Here is an 18,874-nt window from a genome sequence, read left to right on the forward strand (position 1 = left end):
GCGCCTGTCTCAGATGCGGGACAGGCGCCACGTTGGGAAAAGGGTCGCTTGACTGAGATAGACGCTGGTGTCCTGACCACAGAAGAGGCCGTCTTGCTCCACAAGGACCGTTTGCCAATCCCGCGCCGCAGCCCCCAGAATATCTGTGTGAAGCGTATCGCCGCACATGACGATTCGATGGCGCGATAGGTTAGACAAGGACGCCTCAACCATTTCGTAGACGGCAGGAAACGGTTTGCCAAAGAACCGCACGTCTGGAATGCCGCGATCCGCAAGTTGATGCCCGAAATAACCGGGCTCTAGCGAAAAGCCGTGTTCGCGCGGGGCAACCAGATCGGCGTTGGCGATGATCACTGGCCTCGGGCGCTTTAACAGTGCGGTTTCGAGCAGCGCTTGGCGATCCAGCGACCAGACCTCGGTAGAGAGAAAAACAAAGCCTTCGACCTGATCATAGCTGATGGGGTCATCCACCAGTCGCCGGGTAGGGGCGGAAATGTCGGACAGATTGTCCTGTGGCGCGGCGATACATCCCCAAAGCCTGTCATCCAGATGCGCCAATGTGGCATCTCGGCTTGTAATGATCTCGTGATCCCTAACCCCCATGCCCAGATTTTGAAACTTGGTCATGGCGCCGGCATGGGTGTAGCTGGCCGCGTTGGAGAGAATGCGAATCTGGCATCCGATTTCTCTCAACTCTCTCAAACGTTGCGCTGCGCCGGGTATGGCCGCCTCGCCGATATTCAGCACACCGTAGGCGTCAAAGACAAAGGCATCCGCTTGTGCCGCGATGTCATGCAGAGAGCTGATTTCCCGCGTCCGTGTTGGCGAGTGAACCCTTGGCAAGCGGTGGCGCACGGCCTCGTAGCGGTCGAAAATAGTCGCGACAGTGTCCATCAGTTTGGTGAAGCCTCCGACTTGGTCGAACTGCGTGTGCCGCAAGGCCGCAGAATAGACCCAGCTCAGGAAAACTTACAGTGCAGAGAAGAAATTGAAAGTACAAAACAACAAAGCGACATTTCACATAGGTGTCATATTTTCGAGTTAGGCCTGTAAAAGGGGTTTAATTTGGAGAGTATTCGCGATTGCTGTGATGATCTCAATTTTTTGGCCCTGCGACTAGAGGGAAACCAAGCAAAAAAATGTTGCTTTGTTGCATTTCGTGACCAACAATCGCGCAAAGTTATGGAAACTCACATGGCGTCCAAGAAAAGTCGGCGACACGACCTTATTCAACAGGTTGTTCAAGAACAGGGAGGCGTGAGTGTGGGCGCGCTCGCCGACATGTTCGGCGTCTCGATGCAGACGATCCGGCGCGATCTTGATCTGCTTTGTGATGGTGAAACCCTCCACCGCGCGCATGGGCGCATCGAGCTTGCCGAGGGCCGCCGCAATACACCGTTTGACCAGCGGGCGGGCACCAATCTTGTAGGAAAGCGCGCTATTGCCAATGCGGCGGCGGCGATGATCCCCAATGGGGCAACGGTCTTTATCTCCATCGGCTCTACCGTGCTCAGCGTGGCGCGGGCGCTGCATCGCAAAAGGGAATTGACCGTCGTCACCAACAACCTCAGCGCTGCTATGGCGCTGAGCGAAGAGATTTCCAATCGCATCATCGTTCCGGGTGGGGAACTCCGGTTGCCAGACCGCGATTTTGTCGGCGAGGAGGTGGTCGAGTTCTTTGGTCGTTACCGCGCCGAATTCGCCCTCTTTGGAACGGCGGGGATCGGAGCGGAGGGCGAGTTGCTGGAGTTCCATCAAGCCGAGGTGCGGGCCACCGACCGCATGTGGCAGAACGCGCGAACATCCATCCTTGTGATAGATCGTAGCAAATTCGGGCGTCTGGCCCCCGCCGTTGGCGGCAATATTGCCCAGATCGATCATATAATCTGTGACCGCGCGCCAGCCGCGCCGTTTGACCAACTGGTCGAGCGTCTGGGAGGCCGGATCACATTTGCAGAGGACATTGGCTGATGTCGGATGCGTTTGTAGACGTGCGAGAGGTCGCAAAGCGTTGGAAGGGGCAGCTTGGCGTCGAGCGGGTTTCCTTGTCGATCCCGCGCGGATCGTTTGTGGCCCTGCTTGGGCCATCTGGTTGCGGAAAGTCGACCACTTTGCGCCTGCTCTCGGGGCTGGAACTGCCGGATGAGGGGCAGATCTTGATTGATGGACGGGACGTGACCACGGCCGCACCGTCTGAGCGAAATCTGTCGATGGTGTTTCAGTCCTACGCGCTCTTTCCACATCTCAGTGTCGCGGAGAATGTTGTTTTCGGGCTCAAGGTGCGCCGGGTGCCTGCGGCTGAGCGGCGGGAAAAGTTGCAACGCGCCCTCGAGATTACCGGATTGTTGGGGTACGAGGCACGTAAGCCGGGTGAGTTGTCCGGGGGGCAGCGGCAGCGCGTGGCGCTTGCCCGTGCCATTGTGGCGAACCAGCCGCTTTGCTTGATGGATGAACCTCTGTCGAACCTTGATGCCAAGCTGCGGGCGTCCGTGCGTAAGGATATCAAGAAACTACAGGTCGATCTGGGTATCACCGTCATCTACGTGACCCATGATCAGACCGAAGCCATGAGTATGGCCGATATCGTTGTGTTGATGAAGGACGGGCGCATCCAGCAAACCGGCGCACCCGAGGACCTGTATTACCGCCCTGCCAATACATTCGTCGCCGAATTTGTCGGCTCTCCGCCGATGGCATTGATTGATAGCGCGACGCTGCCCGGTTTTGAGGGGGCTGATAAAATTGGCCTGCGCGCAGAAAGTTTGCGTTTGGCCGGTCCGGGCAAGGGGCGCCTGAAATGCCGCGTCTCCGAATGTGAATTCCTCGGGTCAGAGACCTTCGTAGGGCTGACACATCCCGGTGCGAATGGGTTGGTGATCGCGATGCCGGGATTGCGGAACATCCCAGCCGGAGACGTGCTCGACATAGATTTTGCCGATGAGGATCTGCACTTCTTCGACACAGAAGGAAACAGACTTCGGCATCCGAATGGCGTGACGGCGTGAGGTCACGTTGGAAATACCGTGTTTAATTCTTGGGAGGACATCATGAACACTATCAGAAAGATCACTCTGGCCACCGCGTTGGCGACATTGACTGCCGCGCCGGTGGCTGCGCAAACCGAATTGACGATGTATTACCCGATTGCGGTTGGCGGCGCGCTGACCGAGGTTGTCGATGGCATCGTCGCCAAGTTCGAAGAGGCCAATCCGGATATCAAGGTCAACGCGATCTATTCGGGCAACTACGACGACACGCGCGTCCGTGCGCTCTCGGCCATTGCCTCGGGGGAGTCTGCGCAATTGGCGGTGATGTTTTCCATCGACGCCTATGACCTGATCGAGCAGGGCCAGATTGTGGCCTTTGAGGATATCGAAGGCGTCGACCAAGGATGGCTCGATAGCTTTTATCCCGCGCTGATGGCCAATGGCCGGATCGAGGGCAAGACATGGGGCATCCCGTTCCAACGCTCGACCATCGTGGCCTATTACAACAAGGACATGTTCCGCGCTGCAGGTCTTGATCCAGAGGCCCCGCCGGCCAGCTGGGACGAGATGGTGAGCATGGGCAAGGCCCTGACCAAGGATGGCACCTATGGGCTGATGATCCCCTCGACCGGCTATCCCTATTGGATGTTTCAGGCGCTCGCCATCCAGAATGGCAAGGAGCTGATGTCCGGCGACGGGCTGGAAACCTATTTCGACGACCCGGCAGTCGTCGAAACGCTGGAGTTCTGGAAATCGCTCTCGACCGAGCATGGCATCATGCCGACTGGCACAGTTGAATGGGGCACATTGCGTCAAGCCTTTCTCGAAGGGCAGACCGCAATGATGTGGCATTCCACCGGTAACCTGACGGCGGTCAAGAACGAAGCCAGCTTTGATTTCGGGGTGTCGGTGCTTCCGGCGAATGTGCGGCCCGGCTCGCCCACCGGCGGTGGCAATTTCTATGTCTTCGAGGACACAACCCCAGAAGAGCGCGCCGCAGCCCTCAAACTGATCGCGTTCATGACTGCACCCGAACAGGCGGCCGAATGGTCGATTGCTACCGGTTATATGGGCGTGTCGCCTGCGTCCTACGAAACGGAGGCGCTCAAGGCCTATACCGCAGAGTTCCCACCGGCTCTGGTTGCGCGCAATCAGCTTGAGAACGCGATTGCCGAATTCTCAACTTTCGAGACGGCGCGCGTGCGTGATGGGCTCAATAACGCCATTCAGGCGGCCTTGACGGGCGGCAAATCGCCCGCCGATGCACTGGCCGAGGCGCAGGAGGCTGCCGAGCGGCTGTTGAAAGACTACCGGTAATTTGTCGCCCGGTGATCCTTTTGTCGGCGTCGGGCTTGGGTCTGGCGTCGACATTGACTGTATAAAAGGCCGAACATGGGGCAGCACGTGAATATAGAACGCCGCAGACAGGCGATATACGGATGGCTTTTGCTATCCCCCGCCGCAATCCTGCTTACGGCTTTTGCGTTTTATCCCTCTATGGCGACGTTGTGGACAAGCCTGTTCAGCCGCGAAACGCGGCGCAAACCCAGTGAATTCGTAGGCACAGAGAATTACACGGATCTTTTCGCCGATCCGACTTTTTGGAAGGTGGTGACGAACAACCTGATCTATGCTGGCGCAACAATTCCGATTTCCATAGCGATTGCTCTTGGCATGGCGCTGTGGGCCAATTCCAAGATCCCGGCACGCGGATTCGTGCGTACCGCCTATTTCACGCCGACCGTGCTTCCGATGATTGCCGCCGCAAATCTGTGGCTCTTCTTTTACACGCCGGGATTGGGCGTTCTGGATCAAATTGGGGCGCTCTTTGGCCTGCCGTCGGTCAATTGGCTGGGCCAGCCCGAAACCGCATTATGGGCGGTGATTATCGTGACGATCTGGAAGGAGGCGGGGTTCTTTATGATCTTCTACCTTGCCGCGCTTCAGACCATCCCCGAAGACCTCAAGGAAGCTGCTGATATCGAAGGGGCCAGTCGCTTTACCTATACGCGCCGGATCGTGCTGCCGCTTTTGATGCCGACCACGCTTTTCATCATGGTCAACGCTCTGATCAACTCGGTCAAGCTGATCGACCACCTCTTTATTCTGACCAAGGGCGGCCCAAACGACGCCTCTAAGCTGATCCTATATTACATCTGGGAAATGGCGTTCGCCTTTTTCGATGCGCCGCAGGCGGCGGCGATGACTATTCTTATTTTGCTCGTTCTTGGCATCGTGGCGGGGATCAAGTTCACCATTCTTGATAAGCGGACACATTACCAATGAGCGTCCTGTCCCGACATCTTGAGACTTTTGGCGCGCTTTTGCTGGCCGTGATCTGGATCTCGCCGCTGGTCTTCGCTTTTTGGGCGGCGTTTCACACAACCTCGGATGCGGTCAATTTCAACCTGACCGCGCCATGGACTCTGGACAACTTTCGCACCGCTTGGGCGGGTGCGCCGTGGCTGAAGTATTTCCTCAACACATTTCTTTTGGTGACGGTCATCCTGATCGGACAGTTTTTTGTCACGACATTGGCCGGGTTCGCCTTTGCACAGGTGCGGTTTCCGGGGCGGGATGTGGTGTTTCTTCTGGTCTTGATGCAGCTCTTCATCCTGCCAGAGGTGTTGATCGTCGAGAATTATGTGATGGTTTCGCGGCTTGGTCTGTTCGACACGATCCTTGGGGTGGGCATGCCCTATATGGCATCTGCCTTTGGTATCTTTCTGATGCGGCAGGCCTTTAAGGGTGTGCCTATTGAGCTGCATGAGGCGGCACGTGTCGAGGGCTGCGGCTGGTTCGGCATCTTGTGGCGGGTCTATGTGCCCCTCGCGCGGCCCACTTACCTTGCCTATGCACTGGTCTCGGTCTCGACCCATTGGAACAATTTTCTCTGGCCGCTGATTGTCACCAACTCGCCGGATACTCGGCCTCTGACCGTGGGGTTGTCGATCTTTGGCGCACCTGAGAATGGGGTGAATATCAGCGTGATTTCCGCAGCGACAATCCTGTCAGTGGCGCCCTTGCTCGTGGCATTCCTTGTCTTTCAACGCCAGTTCGTACAGGCCTTTTTGCGCACAGGGATCAAGTAAACATGGCGCGGTTTCTCCATCTGTCCGATCTTCATGTCGTCCCCGAGGGGCAGTTGGTCTCTGGTCGGCTCGACACGGGCCGCTTGCTGCAAGAGGCTGTGGACACGCTCCGCACACGGCTAGATGCGATTGGGCCGCTAGATGCGATCCTTGTCACTGGCGATCTCAGTGAGGATGGCAGCGCCGAGAGCTACGCGATTGCGCGCCGGGAGCTCGAGCGACTGGGACACAGGTTGCTTGTGGTGCCCGGCAATCACGATGGTCGAGAGACGTTCAGAGCTGCGTTTTCCGACCTGCCCGAAATAAGGCCGACCGGCCTGATCGACTGGGTTGCAGATATCGCAGACACGCGCGTCATTGGTCTTGATACGTTGATAGAGGGCAATGGCGGCGGCATCTTGCGGGCCGAAAGTCTTGCGTTCCTTGACCAAGCGCTTGCAGAGACGGGCGGAAGGCAGGTGGTGGTGGCATTGCATCACCCGCCGCTCCGCACGGGTATCCGGTTCATGGATGCCATAGGGCTTGAAAACCCCGACGCCCTGCGCCTTGTTCTGGAGCGGCATCAAGCTCCGATCTGGGTTTTGTCGGGGCATGTGCACGGTGTTTATCATGGTCTTTTAGGGCGGCATCCGGTCGTGACGGCACCATCCTGTTGCAGTGCATTTGCACTGGACCTGCGTCAGGAGGCGCCAGTCGGCTTTATGACAGGTCCTACGGGTTGCGGGCTGATCGATACGGGCCCAGGCGGCGTCTGGACAGAACTGCCGCTGCGCCATGGGGATGGGCCTTTTGCGTTCTGAGGCGTATCCGCACTGGCGCGAAGCTGGTTAGCCTGCGGTAAAACGCGGACTGGACCCTTAGTCGCGCCTGCGCGATGATGCGGATAAAGCGAAACCTGTGCGTGACCATGGAGAGCACGGTCGCATGGAACAAACCGGATCTGACCGCCTCAAGATCGTGCTTCTGCTGCTGGCGGTAGCCGGTCTGCTGTTGGGGCTTGCGCTCTATTTTATGGGCGAGGTCCGCTTAGCCAAATTCCTCTGGATTGCCGGGGTTGCGCCCGCGCTCGTCGCACTTGTCATCGAGATCCTCCGCAGCTTACGCCGGGGTGAGGTCGGGCTCGATATCGTTGCCGCGCTTTCTATGTCGGCGGCGCTTGCCTTTGGCGAGACACTGGCAGCCGCGGTCGTCGCGGTGATGTATTCGGGCGGCACATTTCTAGAGTCCTTTGCAGAAGGCCGCGCGCGGCGAGAAATGCACGCTTTGCTGTCCCGCGTTCCGCGCACAGCGACGAGACACCGAAGCGGTGGGCTAGAGGATATACCTCTGGACGAGATCATACCGGGTGACAGGCTGTTGATCCGGCAGGGGGATGTGGTGCCGGTTGATGGCACTCTGGCGTCAGAGACTGGTTTTGTTGACACATCGGCGCTGACGGGCGAATCCCTGCCGGTGCGGCTTGTGCGCGGGGCCGAGACCATGAGCGGCGCGACCAATGCAGGCGAGGCCTTTGACCTCATAGCCTTGCGCCCCGCCAAAGACAGCACCTATGCCGGGATCGTCCGGTTGGTTGCCGAGGCACAGGCATCCAAGGCGCCGATGTCCCGGCTGGCGGACCGCTGGTCGCTTGGGTTTCTTGTGGTGACGGTTGCAATTGCCTTTGCCGCGTGGTGGTTCACCGGGGATCCGATCCGGGCGGTCGCAGTTCTGGTTGTGGCCACGCCTTGTCCGTTAATTCTTGCTGTGCCGGTGGCACTGGTGGCGGGCCTCTCTCGTGCTGCGCATTTCGGGGTGCTGATCAAGGGTGCGGGACCACTTGAGACAATGGCACGTATCCACACGCTGATCCTGGATAAAACCGGCACCCTGACGGATGGTCGCCCCCAAATCGTGTCCATCGCCTGTCACAGTGACAAGAGCGAGGATGAAATCCTGCGCTTGGCCGCAGCGCTAGATCAGGCGTCGAAACATCCTGTGGCGCAGGCCATCGTTGCGGCGGCAAAGGCGCGCGGTCTCAGCTTGCCTGTGCCCTCAGAGGTGGTGGAACTGCCCGGTGAAGGGCTCATGGGCCATGTCGCGGGGTGCCGGGTTATTGTTGGTGGGGATGGCTTTGTTGCGTCGCGCATCGCGGGGCAATCGGGGGTCCCGTCCAGCATGGCTGCTGGGGCTGTTCTTGTCGCGGTTGCGATTGACGGACGTTTGGCCGGGCATCTGGTGATGTCCGATCCGCTGCGCGAAGGCACGGGCGCGATGCTCGACAGGCTGCGGCGAGAAGGGGTTGAGCGCATTCTGCTTGCAACGGGCGACCGCGCCGATGTGGCCGAGCGTGTGACCGAGGGGCTTGGGCTAGATGGGTTGCGGGCGGGTCTCACGCCTGATCAAAAGGTGCTGCTTGTTCTTTCCGAGCGCAAGCGCGGTCCGGTGATGATGGTGGGGGACGGCGTTAATGACGCGCCGGCGCTCAGCGCCGCCGATGTGGGCGTCGCCATGGGGGCGCGGGGTGCGGCCGCATCTGCCGAGGCGGCAGATGTGGTGCTTCTGGTGGATCGTATCGACCGGCTGGTGCCGGGGATCGAGATTGCCCGCGCGGCTCGCCGGATCGCAGTGGAAAGCGTTGTTGCCGGGATCGGCCTATCGGTGCTTGGCATGATCGCCGCGGCCTTTGGCTATCTCAGCCCGGTGCAGGGTGCCCTGTTGCAAGAGGCGATTGATGTTGCCGTCATTTTGAACGCCCTGCGCGCGCTGCGCATTTCCCCTGTTGACGCGCCCCGTGCGTGACCGTGGGCCGTCCAATTTTATGGGTTGGGTTCGAGGTCTCCGGCCAACAAGTCCTTGAGCCTGACACGTTGAATTTTGCCCGACGGCCCTTTGGGTAACTCCCCAAGAAAATATATGTGATCCGGGCTTTTGAATGCCCCAAGCCGGTCTTTGCACAGTGTCAAAAGGGTCTCAGCCGTCAGTGTCGAGCCGGGCCTTAGGGCGACTGCCGCCTCGACCCGCTCGCCGTAGCGCGGGCAAGGACAAGAGAAGGCCGCCGCCTCGACCACATCGGGATGCGCATAGAGCACCTCGTCGATTTCACGCGGCGCAATATTCTCACCGCCCTTGATGATCAACTCCTTGAGGCGTCCGGTAACAAAGAAATACCCCTCGGCGTCTTTGCGCCCCAAATCGCCTGTGCGCAGCCAGCCATCGGGTGTGAAACTGGTGCGCGTGGCCTCGGAATTGCGGAGGTATTCCAGCATCACATTGGGGCCTTTGACGATGATTTCACCCTCTTGGCCGGGGGGGAGCGGGCGCATATCCGGCCCCGCGACCTCGGCCTGATTGCCATAGGCGATACCCGGAGAGCCAATCTTGCGCGTGCCGGGTGGCAGGGGGTTTGACAGGATTTGCGCCGCCGTCTCTGTGAGGCCCATCGTCTCGACAATGGGCACATCGAACCGAGCTTCAAAAGCCGTATGTACCTCGACCGGAAGCGGAGAGGAGGCAGAGCGCCCGAACCGAAGCCGTTTGCGCGTCTCTGGGTCTGGTCCTGTTTCCCCATGCAACAGATGCGATACAATGGTGGGCACGACCGAAAACCAAGTGGCCCGTGTCTCGGCTGCCTGTGCCCAGAACCGGCTTGCAGAGAACCGTGCGCACATGGCCAACTGTCCCCCCGACACAAGCGATCCCATCACCGATACGCAGAGGCCGTTGATATGATAGACAGGCAAGACACATAGCCCAGTATCCTCTGGCCCGAGATTATGGGCGATGGCGGTGGTCCACCCCCCGGCCAAAAGGCTGGCTTGGGTGTGCACGACCCCTTTGGGGCGCCCGGTCGTACCCGAAGTATACATAAGCAAGGCGTGGTCGTCGGGTGTGACGGGATGCAGGACAGTGTCTGGCGCGGCCGCAGTCAGGCTGAGGGCGGCAATGCGCCCGCCGGGATTGACGCTCTGGAAGACCGCCTGTTGGGAGGGATGCACCAGAGCCACCCGCGCCCCGGAATGGTCGAGCGCATAGCCAATCGCCTCTGCCCCGGCGACGAGGTTTATCATCGTGGCGCGAAATCCGCCGTAGAGGGCACCATAGATCGCTTCGATCGCCGCCTGTCCGTTGGGCTGCATGATCGCAACGCTTTCGCCCTTGGTGATGCCCTGTGTGGTCAACATGCCAGCGATGGCGCGGGCCCGGTCACGCAGACCGGGCCAATCCAGCGCCGTGCCTTCATCAGGAAAGGACAGTGCCGGGCCGCCCGCCTCGGCGCGGGCATCGACCCAGTCCCGTAGCGTGCCCTTGGGCGGTGTGTCGCGGCACAGCCTCATTGGCCTGCCACCCGCCAGTAATCAGCGAAAATCTCGTCGAGTGTCGGCTCTCTTGGGGGGATTTCACGCACGATCTTGGTGGTTTGCAGGAAATGTCGCCAGTTGAGGTTGTCGTCGATGGAATTGCCGCCCCAGCCTCCGCAGCCCATCGAGAGTGAGAAGGGCATGCCGTTGTTAAAGGCACCACCTGTTGCAAAGCAATGCGCCTGATTGACGATCACCCGGCAGGTGGGCAGCGTGGCCCCAAGATGGCGTGCGCGGCTGTCATCAGCGCTGTGCAGGCCAACGGAATGACCCGCTCCCTGATGGGTAAGGATGCGCTCGACAAGAGCGGCCGCATCTTCGAAATCCGCGGCGCGATAGAGCGCGAGAACAAGGCTCAGCTTCTCGCCCGAAAGGGGGTGATCGGGCCCGATATCCCGTGTTTCCACCGCAACAAATCGGGTTCCCTCTGGTACCCGCCCCGAAAGGCCAAGCGCCTCAATCATGCGGGGGGCGTCCTGTGCAATCACTGCGCGGTTGAGATGGCCATCGGGCCAGAGACGCGCAACGATTTCATGCGAATTGCTCTCGGGGATCAATGCGCCGCCTTCGCGTGCCAAAGCTGCGACAAAGGCGTCATAGACCGCATCCACCACCACCACCGCATTTTCCGAGGAACAGGAGGTTGCGTTGTCAAACGTCTTGGAGGCTGCAATCTTGGCTGCCGCTGCCGTCAGATCGGCGGTTTCATCCACGATGACACATACATTGCCAGCACCGACGCCAATTGCAGGCGTGCCGCAGGTATAGGCGCGGCGCACATTGTCCTGACTTCCGGTCACAACCACCAGATCGGACAATTCCAGCATCCGCTGCGTTTTGGCCTTGGAGCCCGGAGCGGGCACCATCTGCACCAGATCGGGGTTTGCCCCGATCTTGGCAAACTCGGCATGGATATGCTCTAGCAAGCGCTCGCAGGTCGGCACCCCTTTGGGTGAGGGCGACAGCACTATGGCATTGCCACATTTGAGCGCATTGATGATGTTGTTGGCCGGGGTGGCCCCCGGATTGGTCGAGGGCACCACGGCACCGACGACCCCGATGGGACGCGCGATTTCAGTAATCCCTGTTGTCGGATCGTCACGGATCACACCGAAGGTCTTAACCCCGGAAATGTCGCGCATGAGCCCAAGCGTCTTGCGGTGGTTTTTGGTGATCTTGTCCGGCACATTGCCGATGCCGGTGGTGGCCACTGACAATTCCGCCAAGGCACGGTTGCGGGTCGGTTCCATGATCGCCCAGGCTGCGGCTTGCGCGGCGCGGTCATAGCGCTCTTGCGACCCGCCCGCCTCATAGGAACTTTGCGCGGCCCGAGCCTTGGCCATGACGTTTTCGACAGCGGCGATATCACCTTCAGCGCTCATGTGGTGTTCCTTATTGGGGTGGATGCAGGGCATGCCGGGGGCTGCCCTGCTTAGGTAGGCTTTGCGTTGGGATCAAAGCCCGGCCAAGAGTTTCTCGAGTGTCTTCTGACGGGCAGCCCACATCTCGATCACCTCTTGCCGCGTCATGATCTTGATCGGCGATCCGCCCGCCTCCATTTGTTTCATGACATTGGGATCGGCGAACATGGCTGGCATCACGGCTGCCAGCTTGTCTATTGCCTCTTGAGGGGTGCCTTTGGGGGCCATGATGCCACGATAATTCACGCTGGAATCGTCGATGTCATAGCCCGCCTCTTGCAAGGTGGGCACATCGGGCAGGAAGCTGCTGCGCTCGGTGTCGAACACACCCAAAATCTTCACACTGCCCGCATCGGCGGCACGAAAGGCGTCCGACAGGTTGTTGATGCCGCCCATGACCTCTCCGGCGATCACGGCCTTCATGGCACCGGCACCGCCAGAATTGTTGGGAATATAGGCTAGTTTGACCTCTGCGGCTGCTTCGAGTTGGAGCGCTGCGATATGGTGCCCCACAAACAGGCCTGCCCCCGAAAAGGTCAGTTTGCCAGGGTTCTCTTTGGCCCAGGCCACCACATCTTGCATCGAGTTGAATTCACTGTCGGCACCCACGATGAAAACTGCCGGATCAGCACCCCAATTGGCAATCGGCTCAAAACTGTCGACGTTGTATTCTACCCCACCTTCGATGGACTGCGCGATGAAATGCGGGATGTTGTAAACGCCAAGCGCGTAGCCATCCGCCTCTGCCTGCGTTGCCAGCCAATTCCAGCCGACACGCCCGCCTGCGCCGGGTTTGTTTATGATGGCGATAGGTTGGCCAAGCGTGTCTTCATTTCCCGCCGTCATCGTCACGATTCGGGCCTGAAAATCGGTGGCTCCCCCGGCACCATAACTCACCATCATCATCACGGGGCGGTCTGGATAGTCCTGTGCCACGGCGGGGGACGCCGCGAGCAATAGGGCCGTTGCCAACCCTTTGAGTATCTTGGTCATGGTCTTCTCCTCCCTTGGTTTTGATTTTCCGGATCGCTCCGGCAGTTCTAGAAAAACAGGCCGCGTGGCGTGAACACGCTGAGCAGCTTTGCAAAGAGCAAATACATCACGAGAATGAACCCCGATGTGATTACCGCCCGGCGCATCCAGCTTTTGATTTCGCGATGCGGGGCGGGATCGTAGAGGCTGAGCAGTGCAAAGAAGGCCAGTGCGCTGCCGCTGTAAAATCCGAGCGTTTCAGCGGCCCAGAAGATATAGACACTTGCCACGACCAGCCCCGGCAGGATGTTGAGAAACATCGTGCGGCCAATTCCTGTTCCGGCGCGCGACAGGCCCATAACCGCACGACCAAATGTCCAGAGTGCCAGCACGACAAAAACGCTTGAAATCAGCCTTGGAAACAGGAACGCCTGTGCCGGTTGCTGCGTAAAGCTGACATAGCAGACCCAGAGGCCAAGGGCGGCGATAGCCCCGGACGGGATGACATGTTGCCACTGTCTCATGCCTTTGCCTCCTTGGTCTGATCGGCGCGGTCCTGACGACGTTGCAGAACCTCCATCCAGGCCGAATAGGCGACAGAGGCGATCACGATCAGGATCAGCGCGATATTCAGCGTTCCGCCAAAGAAGTAACTGAACCGTCCATCGGTCGCGTCGGCGATCATCGAACCTTGCGTGAAATTGGCCTCGGCGATTGGTCCTAGAATAAGACCCAGCACAAGCGGTGCGGCGGTAAAGCCGAACCGCTCTAGAAAGAACATGCCAATGCCCAATGCGGCCATCACATAGACATCGCCCATCGAGTTTTGAACTGAGTAAGAGCCAAAGACAGCCAATCCCAGCACCACTGCGGCCATGACATATTGCGGCACCTGCGCCACCCGCGCGGCAAGACCTGCCACGTAAAGGCCAAAGATGCACATCAACACCTGCCCGATGAGCATAGAGTTGATAAAGGTCCAGGCCACATCCGGGTGATTGTCGAAAAGGTCGCTACCCGGAAAAATCCCGTGGATAAGCAAGCCCCCCAAGAGCACCGCCGCTGTCGGGCTACCGGGCACGGAGAGCGTCAGGAGTGGCACCAGCGATGGTCCGACCATGGCGTTGTTGGCGCTTTCTGCGGCGATCACGCCTTCAGAGTGACCCTTGCCAAACTTTTGCCGCTCCGGGCTAAACTTCTTGGCCTGATCATAGGCCACCAGCCCGGCAATCTGTCCTCCGATACCCGGAATGAGACCGATTATAGATCCTATAGCTGTCCCGATGCTCAGCGCGCGCCAGCGGCGGATGACTTCACGCATTGCCTTGCCGATGGGGTGTTTTTGTACAGCGATCACATCGCTCCCAGCTGGCTGACGCCCTCGCGCGAACATCGCCAGCACTTGGGGAATGGCAAAGAGCCCGATCAGCGCGGGCACAATGCTGATCCCACCTGCCAGCGAAGGATGAACGATAAAGCGCTGTGCGCCCATGATATCGTCAAAGCCGATAGTTGCGAGCCACATGCCCATGCAGCCCGAAAGCAGCCCTTTGACGACCGAGTTGGTATCCAGCGTGCCGATCACGGTCACGCCAAGTATGGCCAGCCAAAAGAGATGCGATGGCCCAAAGGCGAGCGCCCATTTCGCCAGCATCGGCGTGAGAAAGATCAGCAGTAGAACACCAAAAATGCCGCCCGCCGCCGAGGATAAAAACGAAAGTTGCAACGCTTCTGCCCCACGGCCCTGCGTGGCCATTGTATGCCCGTCCAGTGTCGTTGCGATATTGGCGGGCGCACCGGGGATCTTGAGCAGGATGGCACTGACCGCACCGCCCGCAACGGTTGAGGTATAGGCCGCCCCAAGCAGAATGAGACCATGAGCTGGCTCAAGTCGAAAGGTGAACGGAATGAGCAAGGCTACCGCCATGGTCGGCGAGAGGCCCGGAGTGGCCCCAAGGATCAGCCCGCCGATCGTGCCGCCCAAAAGCAGCATGAAGGCCATAGGCGTAAAGACCTCTCCGAAGTAGTAGATGAATTCCAACGCGCACCTCCCGTTGCGGTCTCCGACGAAAACGCCGGTTGATCTTCTACGGTAAGTGATGAAAATAGTAATGCAAATGTTTTCATAAAATCCCCGAAATGGTGGTTTAGGTGTCTGATAGATATAATGAAAAAGTGGATATTGTGGCTGTTGCAAAGGCTGCGCGCGTGTCGCCATCGACCGTGTCACGCAGTTTCAATCATCCCAGCCTTGTCAGCCCAGCTACCCGCAAACGCATCACCCGTGCGGTGGAAAAGCTGGGCTATATCCGCAATCGCGCAGCGCAGTCGATGCACGGACGGCGTAACGCGACCATCGGTTTGATTGTGCCGACAATTGATCACGCAATCTTTGCCGAGGTGATTCAATCCTTTTCCGATTCTATCGACCGGGCGGGTTTCACCCTGCTCATCGCGTCGCATTCCTATGACCTTGATCGTGAATATGCGATGATGCGCAAACTGATGGAGCATCGCGTCGATGGCATTGCTCTTGTTGGGTTGGAACACTCAGATGCCAGCCTGCGACTTTTGGAGCACCATCGCACCCCGGCGATGGCGCTTTGGAACTACGCTGCCGATTCAGCCTTGCCCTGTGTCGGGGCAGACAACCACGAGGCGGGACGCAGTGCTGCTGATCATCTTCTCAGCCTTGGTCATCGGGATATCGGGTTGATTTTCCCCCGCCCCGAGGGCAATGACCGCGCAAGTGCCCGACTCTCTGGCGCGCGTGACCGGCTCTTGGCGGCCGACGTGCCCCTGATTGCGGATTGGCAATGGGAGGCACCCTATAGCATTGCGCAGGCCAAGCAGGTGGCGCAGGATCTCTTGCGCCGCGCCCATCGTCCCACTGCGCTTTTGTGTGGCAATGACGTGATTGCCCAAGGGGTGATCTATGGCGCGCAAAGCTGTGGCTTGCGGGTTCCCGAAGATCTCTCGGTGATCGGAATCGGCGATTTCAAAGGCTCAAGCGAGATGGAGCCAGGCCTGACCACCATCCGTATTCCCGCCCGCAGTATCGGCGAGATTGCAGGCGAGCGGTTCACAGACCTGATCACCGGAGCAAGCGAAGATCACTTCCGCATCCGTTGTCCGCTGGAATGCATCGTGCGCGGCACGTCGCGCGCGGTTCACTCGATGGGTGACTGAAACACGAATTCCACGCCGGTCATTGGCCAGCAGCCTCTGTTGAACTCGATTGCCGTTCCATCCGGGGCGCGGTTAATGGCGGTGACATATTGCACCGGGGTGTTTTCGTTCAGACACAGGATTTCGGCCTCATCGGGTTGCGCGAACCCACCGCTTACGCGGGTTTCGGCGCGGCGAAACCAAGGGATGCCTGCCGCTTTGTAAACCGCGCTGACCGATTGGCTGATTTGGTAGATCTTCTCAAACTCCGGGAAGCGGTGTGCGGGTAATTCCTTGCGCGTGAAATAGATCGGCGCGCCGTCCAGTAGGCGCATCCGGTGCAACACGATCACCCGATCGGTTGGTTCCAGATCAAAGAGACTCGCGGCCTCGGGGCTGGGGTGGGCGCGTTCCAATCGGAGGGTGCGCGATGTCACCTCGGCGTCGCAATCAATCAGCGAGTCGGCAAAGCGCATATCGTTGCGGATCACAAAGGCGCGTGGCACCTGTCGTACGAAAATGCCTACACCTTTACGCGCCTGCAATTTGCCCTCGCTTTGCAAGAGCGCCAGAGCGCGGCGCATGGTGACACGGTTAACCTGAAACATATCGGCCAACTGGACCTCACCGGGCAGGCGGCTGCCGGGGGTCACGACAGCCCCCTCAATCGCTTGAGCCAGACGATCATAGATTTGCAGCCAGATTGGGCGTGTGGACCGGGCATCATAGGCCGTGCACGCAAGCGCCGCGAGTCCGGCCTCGGCGCGTGAGAGATCAGACAGGTCAGCCACGGGCTAACACCTTTCTACCTTGGACGAACACCGCCTCGACCTTACGTGTGTCCGGGTTTACCACAAGGATATCCGCTCGTTTGCCAACGTCCAATGTGCCGCGGTCCCGCAGCCCGACAGCCTCAGCAGGATTGGCCGAGACCAAGGCCCAAGCCTGCGCAAGTGGCAGGACATCAGCATCGTGCAGCCGCCAAACGGCATGAAATGGTGCGGGATAATAATAGTCAGACGCCAGTACCGTGCAAAGACCTGCCCGAACCGCCTCGGTCGCACAGAGTGCGCCATTGTGACTTTCGCCGCGCAGCGCGTTGGGCCCGCCCAGGATCACTGGCTCATCCGCGATGCGCGCCTCTTGCGCCGCCTCTTGGGTCATCGGGAACTCAGCCAATGTCACGCCGCGCGCGCGTCCCGTGCGACGATCCTCTTGCGTCATATCATCATGCGACAGCACCGGGCGGCCCAGTTGGACGGCCTCTGCGCATATCCGATCTATCGCTTCGGGCACCTCATCCCGACGGGCGAGAACCGCCGCAATCGCAGCCTTGGCATCGGTGGGCGCAAGGCCCATGCGCACCGCCATCCGCTTGAGTTTGGCGCTCTCCTCGCTCAGCTTGTGATTGGCGCTTGTGTGATCATTGAGCGATAGGATGTCGCCCGACCGCCGTGCCAACCAACCCAGAACTTCGTCTATATGGTCGAGTGCAAAAGTCTCCCACCGGATATTCAGCCGAGTGTCGCAGTCGAGCGTCGGCGCGACGCGCTCCAGCGCCGATAGGAGGGCGCGCGTGATCGCTATGTCACGCAATCCCGGCTCCCACGACACCGTCAGCCCGTGATAGGCGGTTGTGATGCCGTTGGATATGAGCTGCGCATCCGCCTCGCGATAGGCAAGATCGTAGGGAAAATGCACCCCCGGACGCGGCTGAACCAGGGCCTCGAACCCATCGCCGTGCAGATCAATGATACCGGGCAGGATCAACCGGCCGGCTGCGTTGTAGGATTCGGCCTCTGAAGCCGGTTCTTGCGTGATCCGGCCGTTGGTCACATGCAGGGGCTGCGCCGCAAAAGTTCCGCCCAAGAGCATCTGACCGCCGGTGAGTGTCCAGTTATTCGTCATGTCGTCGCAAATCTCCATGTCACGAAAGTGTCAACCGAATCCCGTATGCCTCGGTTGTGTGACGATCCTGTATACACAGCAACCCTGATTTGCCCCGAACCCACCGGAGACCTCTCATGATCCGTTCCCTGCTCGCCGCTGCTGCGGTATCCCTTGCCAGCACTTTGCCTGCCTTTGCAGAGCCGCTGAAATTCGCCGTGACTGACATTGAGGGGCTCGAAGCCCTGCAACAGGAGTTTGGTGCGTTCGAGGCAAAACTCGAAGAGATGACAGGACAGGAAATCGAGCTTTTCCCGGTCAGTTCACGCACTGCGGCCGTAGAAGCGCTCAATCAGGAACAGGTGGATCTGGTTCTAACTGGCCCGGCTGAATATGTCGTCATCAAGGAGTTGACGGATGCACAGATCGTAACCGCATGGCAGCGCCCGAATTACTTTGCGCAGATCGTCACCCTTTCGGACGGGCCGATCAAATCGGTGCAGGACCTCAAGGATAAGGTCGTGACCTTTGGGTCTGTCGGTTCGACATCGCAGCACCTTGGGCCTGCGCAGGTTCTGGCTGATTTCGGTCTTGTGTATAACAAGGATTACCAGCCACAGATCATTTCTCGTAACACGGCGATCGAGGCGCTGATCCGGGGGGATGTTGCGGCGGTCGGCATGAACGAAAGCCACCTTGGTCGCATTCGCGAAGCCTTTCCAGATGTGTCCTTTACCGTCGTCGCCCGTGGTCGAGATCTGCCCAATGATATTCTTGTTGCACGGTCTGGCATCGACGCGGACGCTGTTGCTGCCGTCAAGTCAGCGTTTGTGGACCACGCAGAAGAGTTGATGTCGGCGATCCTGACCGGAGAGGACAACCAGAAATTCAAGGGTGGGTTCTTTCTGACCAATGTGCAGGACAGCGACTATGACTATGTCCGCTCGATGTATGGCACCATTGGCGTGGATACCAAATCCTTTGTCGGAAACTGACAGGGCTTCATTCCA

The 18,874-nt window shown here is 59.2% G+C and carries 17 protein-coding genes; 9 read left to right on the forward strand and 8 right to left on the reverse strand.

From position 1 onward, the window contains the following. Nucleotides 1-9: 9 nt before the first annotated feature. Complete coding sequence (locus GC127_RS10060) at nt 10-894, reverse strand: HAD-IIA family hydrolase (RefSeq protein ID WP_151977902.1); 885 nt, start codon at nt 892-894, stop codon at nt 10-12. A 300-nt stretch (nt 895-1,194) separates the two neighbouring features. Here GC127_RS10060 and GC127_RS10065 point away from each other — a divergent pair, with 300 nt between their 5' ends. The 7 genes from GC127_RS10065 (at nt 1,195) to GC127_RS10095 (ending at nt 8,857) form a co-directional block, all read left to right on the forward strand. Continuing rightward, nucleotides 1,195-1,971 (forward strand): DeoR/GlpR family DNA-binding transcription regulator, encoded by a 777-nt coding sequence (locus tag GC127_RS10065; RefSeq protein ID WP_037297008.1) that lies wholly within the window; start codon nt 1,195-1,197, stop codon nt 1,969-1,971. Continuing rightward, nucleotides 1,971-3,005 carry an ABC transporter ATP-binding protein gene (locus GC127_RS10070; RefSeq protein ID WP_199861223.1) on the forward strand — a complete coding sequence of 345 codons (1,035 nt, stop codon included), beginning with the start codon at nt 1,971-1,973 and terminating at the stop codon, nt 3,003-3,005. The genes GC127_RS10065 and GC127_RS10070 overlap by 1 nt, the downstream gene beginning before the upstream one ends. Nucleotides 3,006-3,047: 42 nt before the next feature. After that, on the forward strand, nt 3,048-4,304 hold the full coding sequence (locus GC127_RS10075) for an ABC transporter substrate-binding protein (protein ID WP_151977906.1): 1,257 nt from the start codon (nt 3,048-3,050) through the stop codon (nt 4,302-4,304). A gap of 75 nt (nt 4,305-4,379) precedes the next feature. Beyond that, nucleotides 4,380-5,273 (forward strand): carbohydrate ABC transporter permease, encoded by an 894-nt coding sequence (locus tag GC127_RS10080; RefSeq protein ID WP_037296830.1) that lies wholly within the window; start codon nt 4,380-4,382, stop codon nt 5,271-5,273. Beyond that, nucleotides 5,270-6,079, forward strand: coding sequence for a carbohydrate ABC transporter permease (locus tag GC127_RS10085; RefSeq protein ID WP_008279586.1), 810 nt, complete (start codon nt 5,270-5,272; stop codon nt 6,077-6,079). The genes GC127_RS10080 and GC127_RS10085 overlap by 4 nt, the downstream gene beginning before the upstream one ends. 2 nt (nt 6,080-6,081) lie before the next feature. Further along, complete coding sequence (locus tag GC127_RS10090; protein ID WP_151977908.1) at nt 6,082-6,879, forward strand: phosphodiesterase; 798 nt, start codon at nt 6,082-6,084, stop codon at nt 6,877-6,879. A 124-nt stretch (nt 6,880-7,003) separates the two neighbouring features. Beyond that, complete coding sequence (locus GC127_RS10095) at nt 7,004-8,857, forward strand: heavy metal translocating P-type ATPase (RefSeq protein WP_151977910.1); 1,854 nt, start codon at nt 7,004-7,006, stop codon at nt 8,855-8,857. A gap of 17 nt (nt 8,858-8,874) precedes the next feature. Here GC127_RS10095 and GC127_RS10100 read toward each other — a convergent pair whose 3' ends face one another. The 5 genes from GC127_RS10100 to GC127_RS10120 form a co-directional block, all read right to left on the reverse strand. Continuing rightward, nucleotides 8,875-10,392, reverse strand: coding sequence for an AMP-binding protein (locus GC127_RS10100; RefSeq protein ID WP_151977912.1), 1,518 nt, complete (start codon nt 10,390-10,392; stop codon nt 8,875-8,877). Next, nucleotides 10,389-11,798, reverse strand: coding sequence for an aldehyde dehydrogenase family protein (locus tag GC127_RS10105; RefSeq protein ID WP_254700063.1), 1,410 nt, complete (start codon nt 11,796-11,798; stop codon nt 10,389-10,391). Before GC127_RS10105 ends, GC127_RS10100 begins: the two co-directional genes overlap by 4 nt. A 72-nt stretch (nt 11,799-11,870) precedes the next feature. Further along, nucleotides 11,871-12,830 carry a tripartite tricarboxylate transporter substrate binding protein gene (locus GC127_RS10110; protein ID WP_151977916.1) on the reverse strand — a complete coding sequence of 320 codons (960 nt, stop codon included), beginning with the start codon at nt 12,828-12,830 and terminating at the stop codon, nt 11,871-11,873. A gap of 47 nt (nt 12,831-12,877) precedes the next feature. Next, nucleotides 12,878-13,333 carry a tripartite tricarboxylate transporter TctB family protein gene (locus GC127_RS10115; RefSeq protein WP_151977918.1) on the reverse strand — a complete coding sequence of 152 codons (456 nt, stop codon included), beginning with the start codon at nt 13,331-13,333 and terminating at the stop codon, nt 12,878-12,880. After that, on the reverse strand, nt 13,330-14,850 hold the full coding sequence (locus tag GC127_RS10120; protein ID WP_151977920.1) for a tripartite tricarboxylate transporter permease: 1,521 nt from the start codon (nt 14,848-14,850) through the stop codon (nt 13,330-13,332). Before GC127_RS10120 ends, GC127_RS10115 begins: the two co-directional genes overlap by 4 nt. A 110-nt stretch (nt 14,851-14,960) precedes the next feature. Here GC127_RS10120 and GC127_RS10125 point away from each other — a divergent pair, with 110 nt between their 5' ends. Next, nucleotides 14,961-15,998, forward strand: coding sequence for a LacI family DNA-binding transcriptional regulator (locus GC127_RS10125; RefSeq protein ID WP_151977922.1), 1,038 nt, complete (start codon nt 14,961-14,963; stop codon nt 15,996-15,998). Here the strand turns inward: GC127_RS10125 and GC127_RS10130 are convergent. Both GC127_RS10130 and GC127_RS10135 read right to left on the reverse strand, forming a co-directional pair. Beyond that, nucleotides 15,980-16,768: a GntR family transcriptional regulator gene (locus tag GC127_RS10130; protein ID WP_151977924.1), complete on the reverse strand. Its 789-nt coding sequence runs from the start codon at nt 16,766-16,768 to the stop codon at nt 15,980-15,982. The two genes, GC127_RS10125 and GC127_RS10130, sit on opposite strands and share 19 nt — an antisense overlap. Then, a complete protein-coding gene (locus GC127_RS10135; protein ID WP_199861224.1) occupies nt 16,761-17,885 on the reverse strand; it encodes an alpha-D-ribose 1-methylphosphonate 5-triphosphate diphosphatase in 1,125 nt (374 codons plus the stop codon). Before GC127_RS10135 ends, GC127_RS10130 begins: the two co-directional genes overlap by 8 nt. A 116-nt stretch (nt 17,886-18,001) precedes the next feature. Here GC127_RS10135 and GC127_RS10140 point away from each other — a divergent pair, with 116 nt between their 5' ends. After that, nucleotides 18,002-18,859, forward strand: a complete 858-nt coding sequence (locus GC127_RS10140; protein WP_008279574.1) for a PhnD/SsuA/transferrin family substrate-binding protein — start codon at nt 18,002-18,004, stop codon at nt 18,857-18,859. Nucleotides 18,860-18,874 lie beyond the last annotated feature (15 nt).

This window comes from Roseovarius sp. EC-HK134 (genome assembly GCF_902498815.1).
Lineage (GTDB): Bacteria > Pseudomonadota > Alphaproteobacteria > Rhodobacterales > Rhodobacteraceae > Roseovarius > Roseovarius mucosus_A.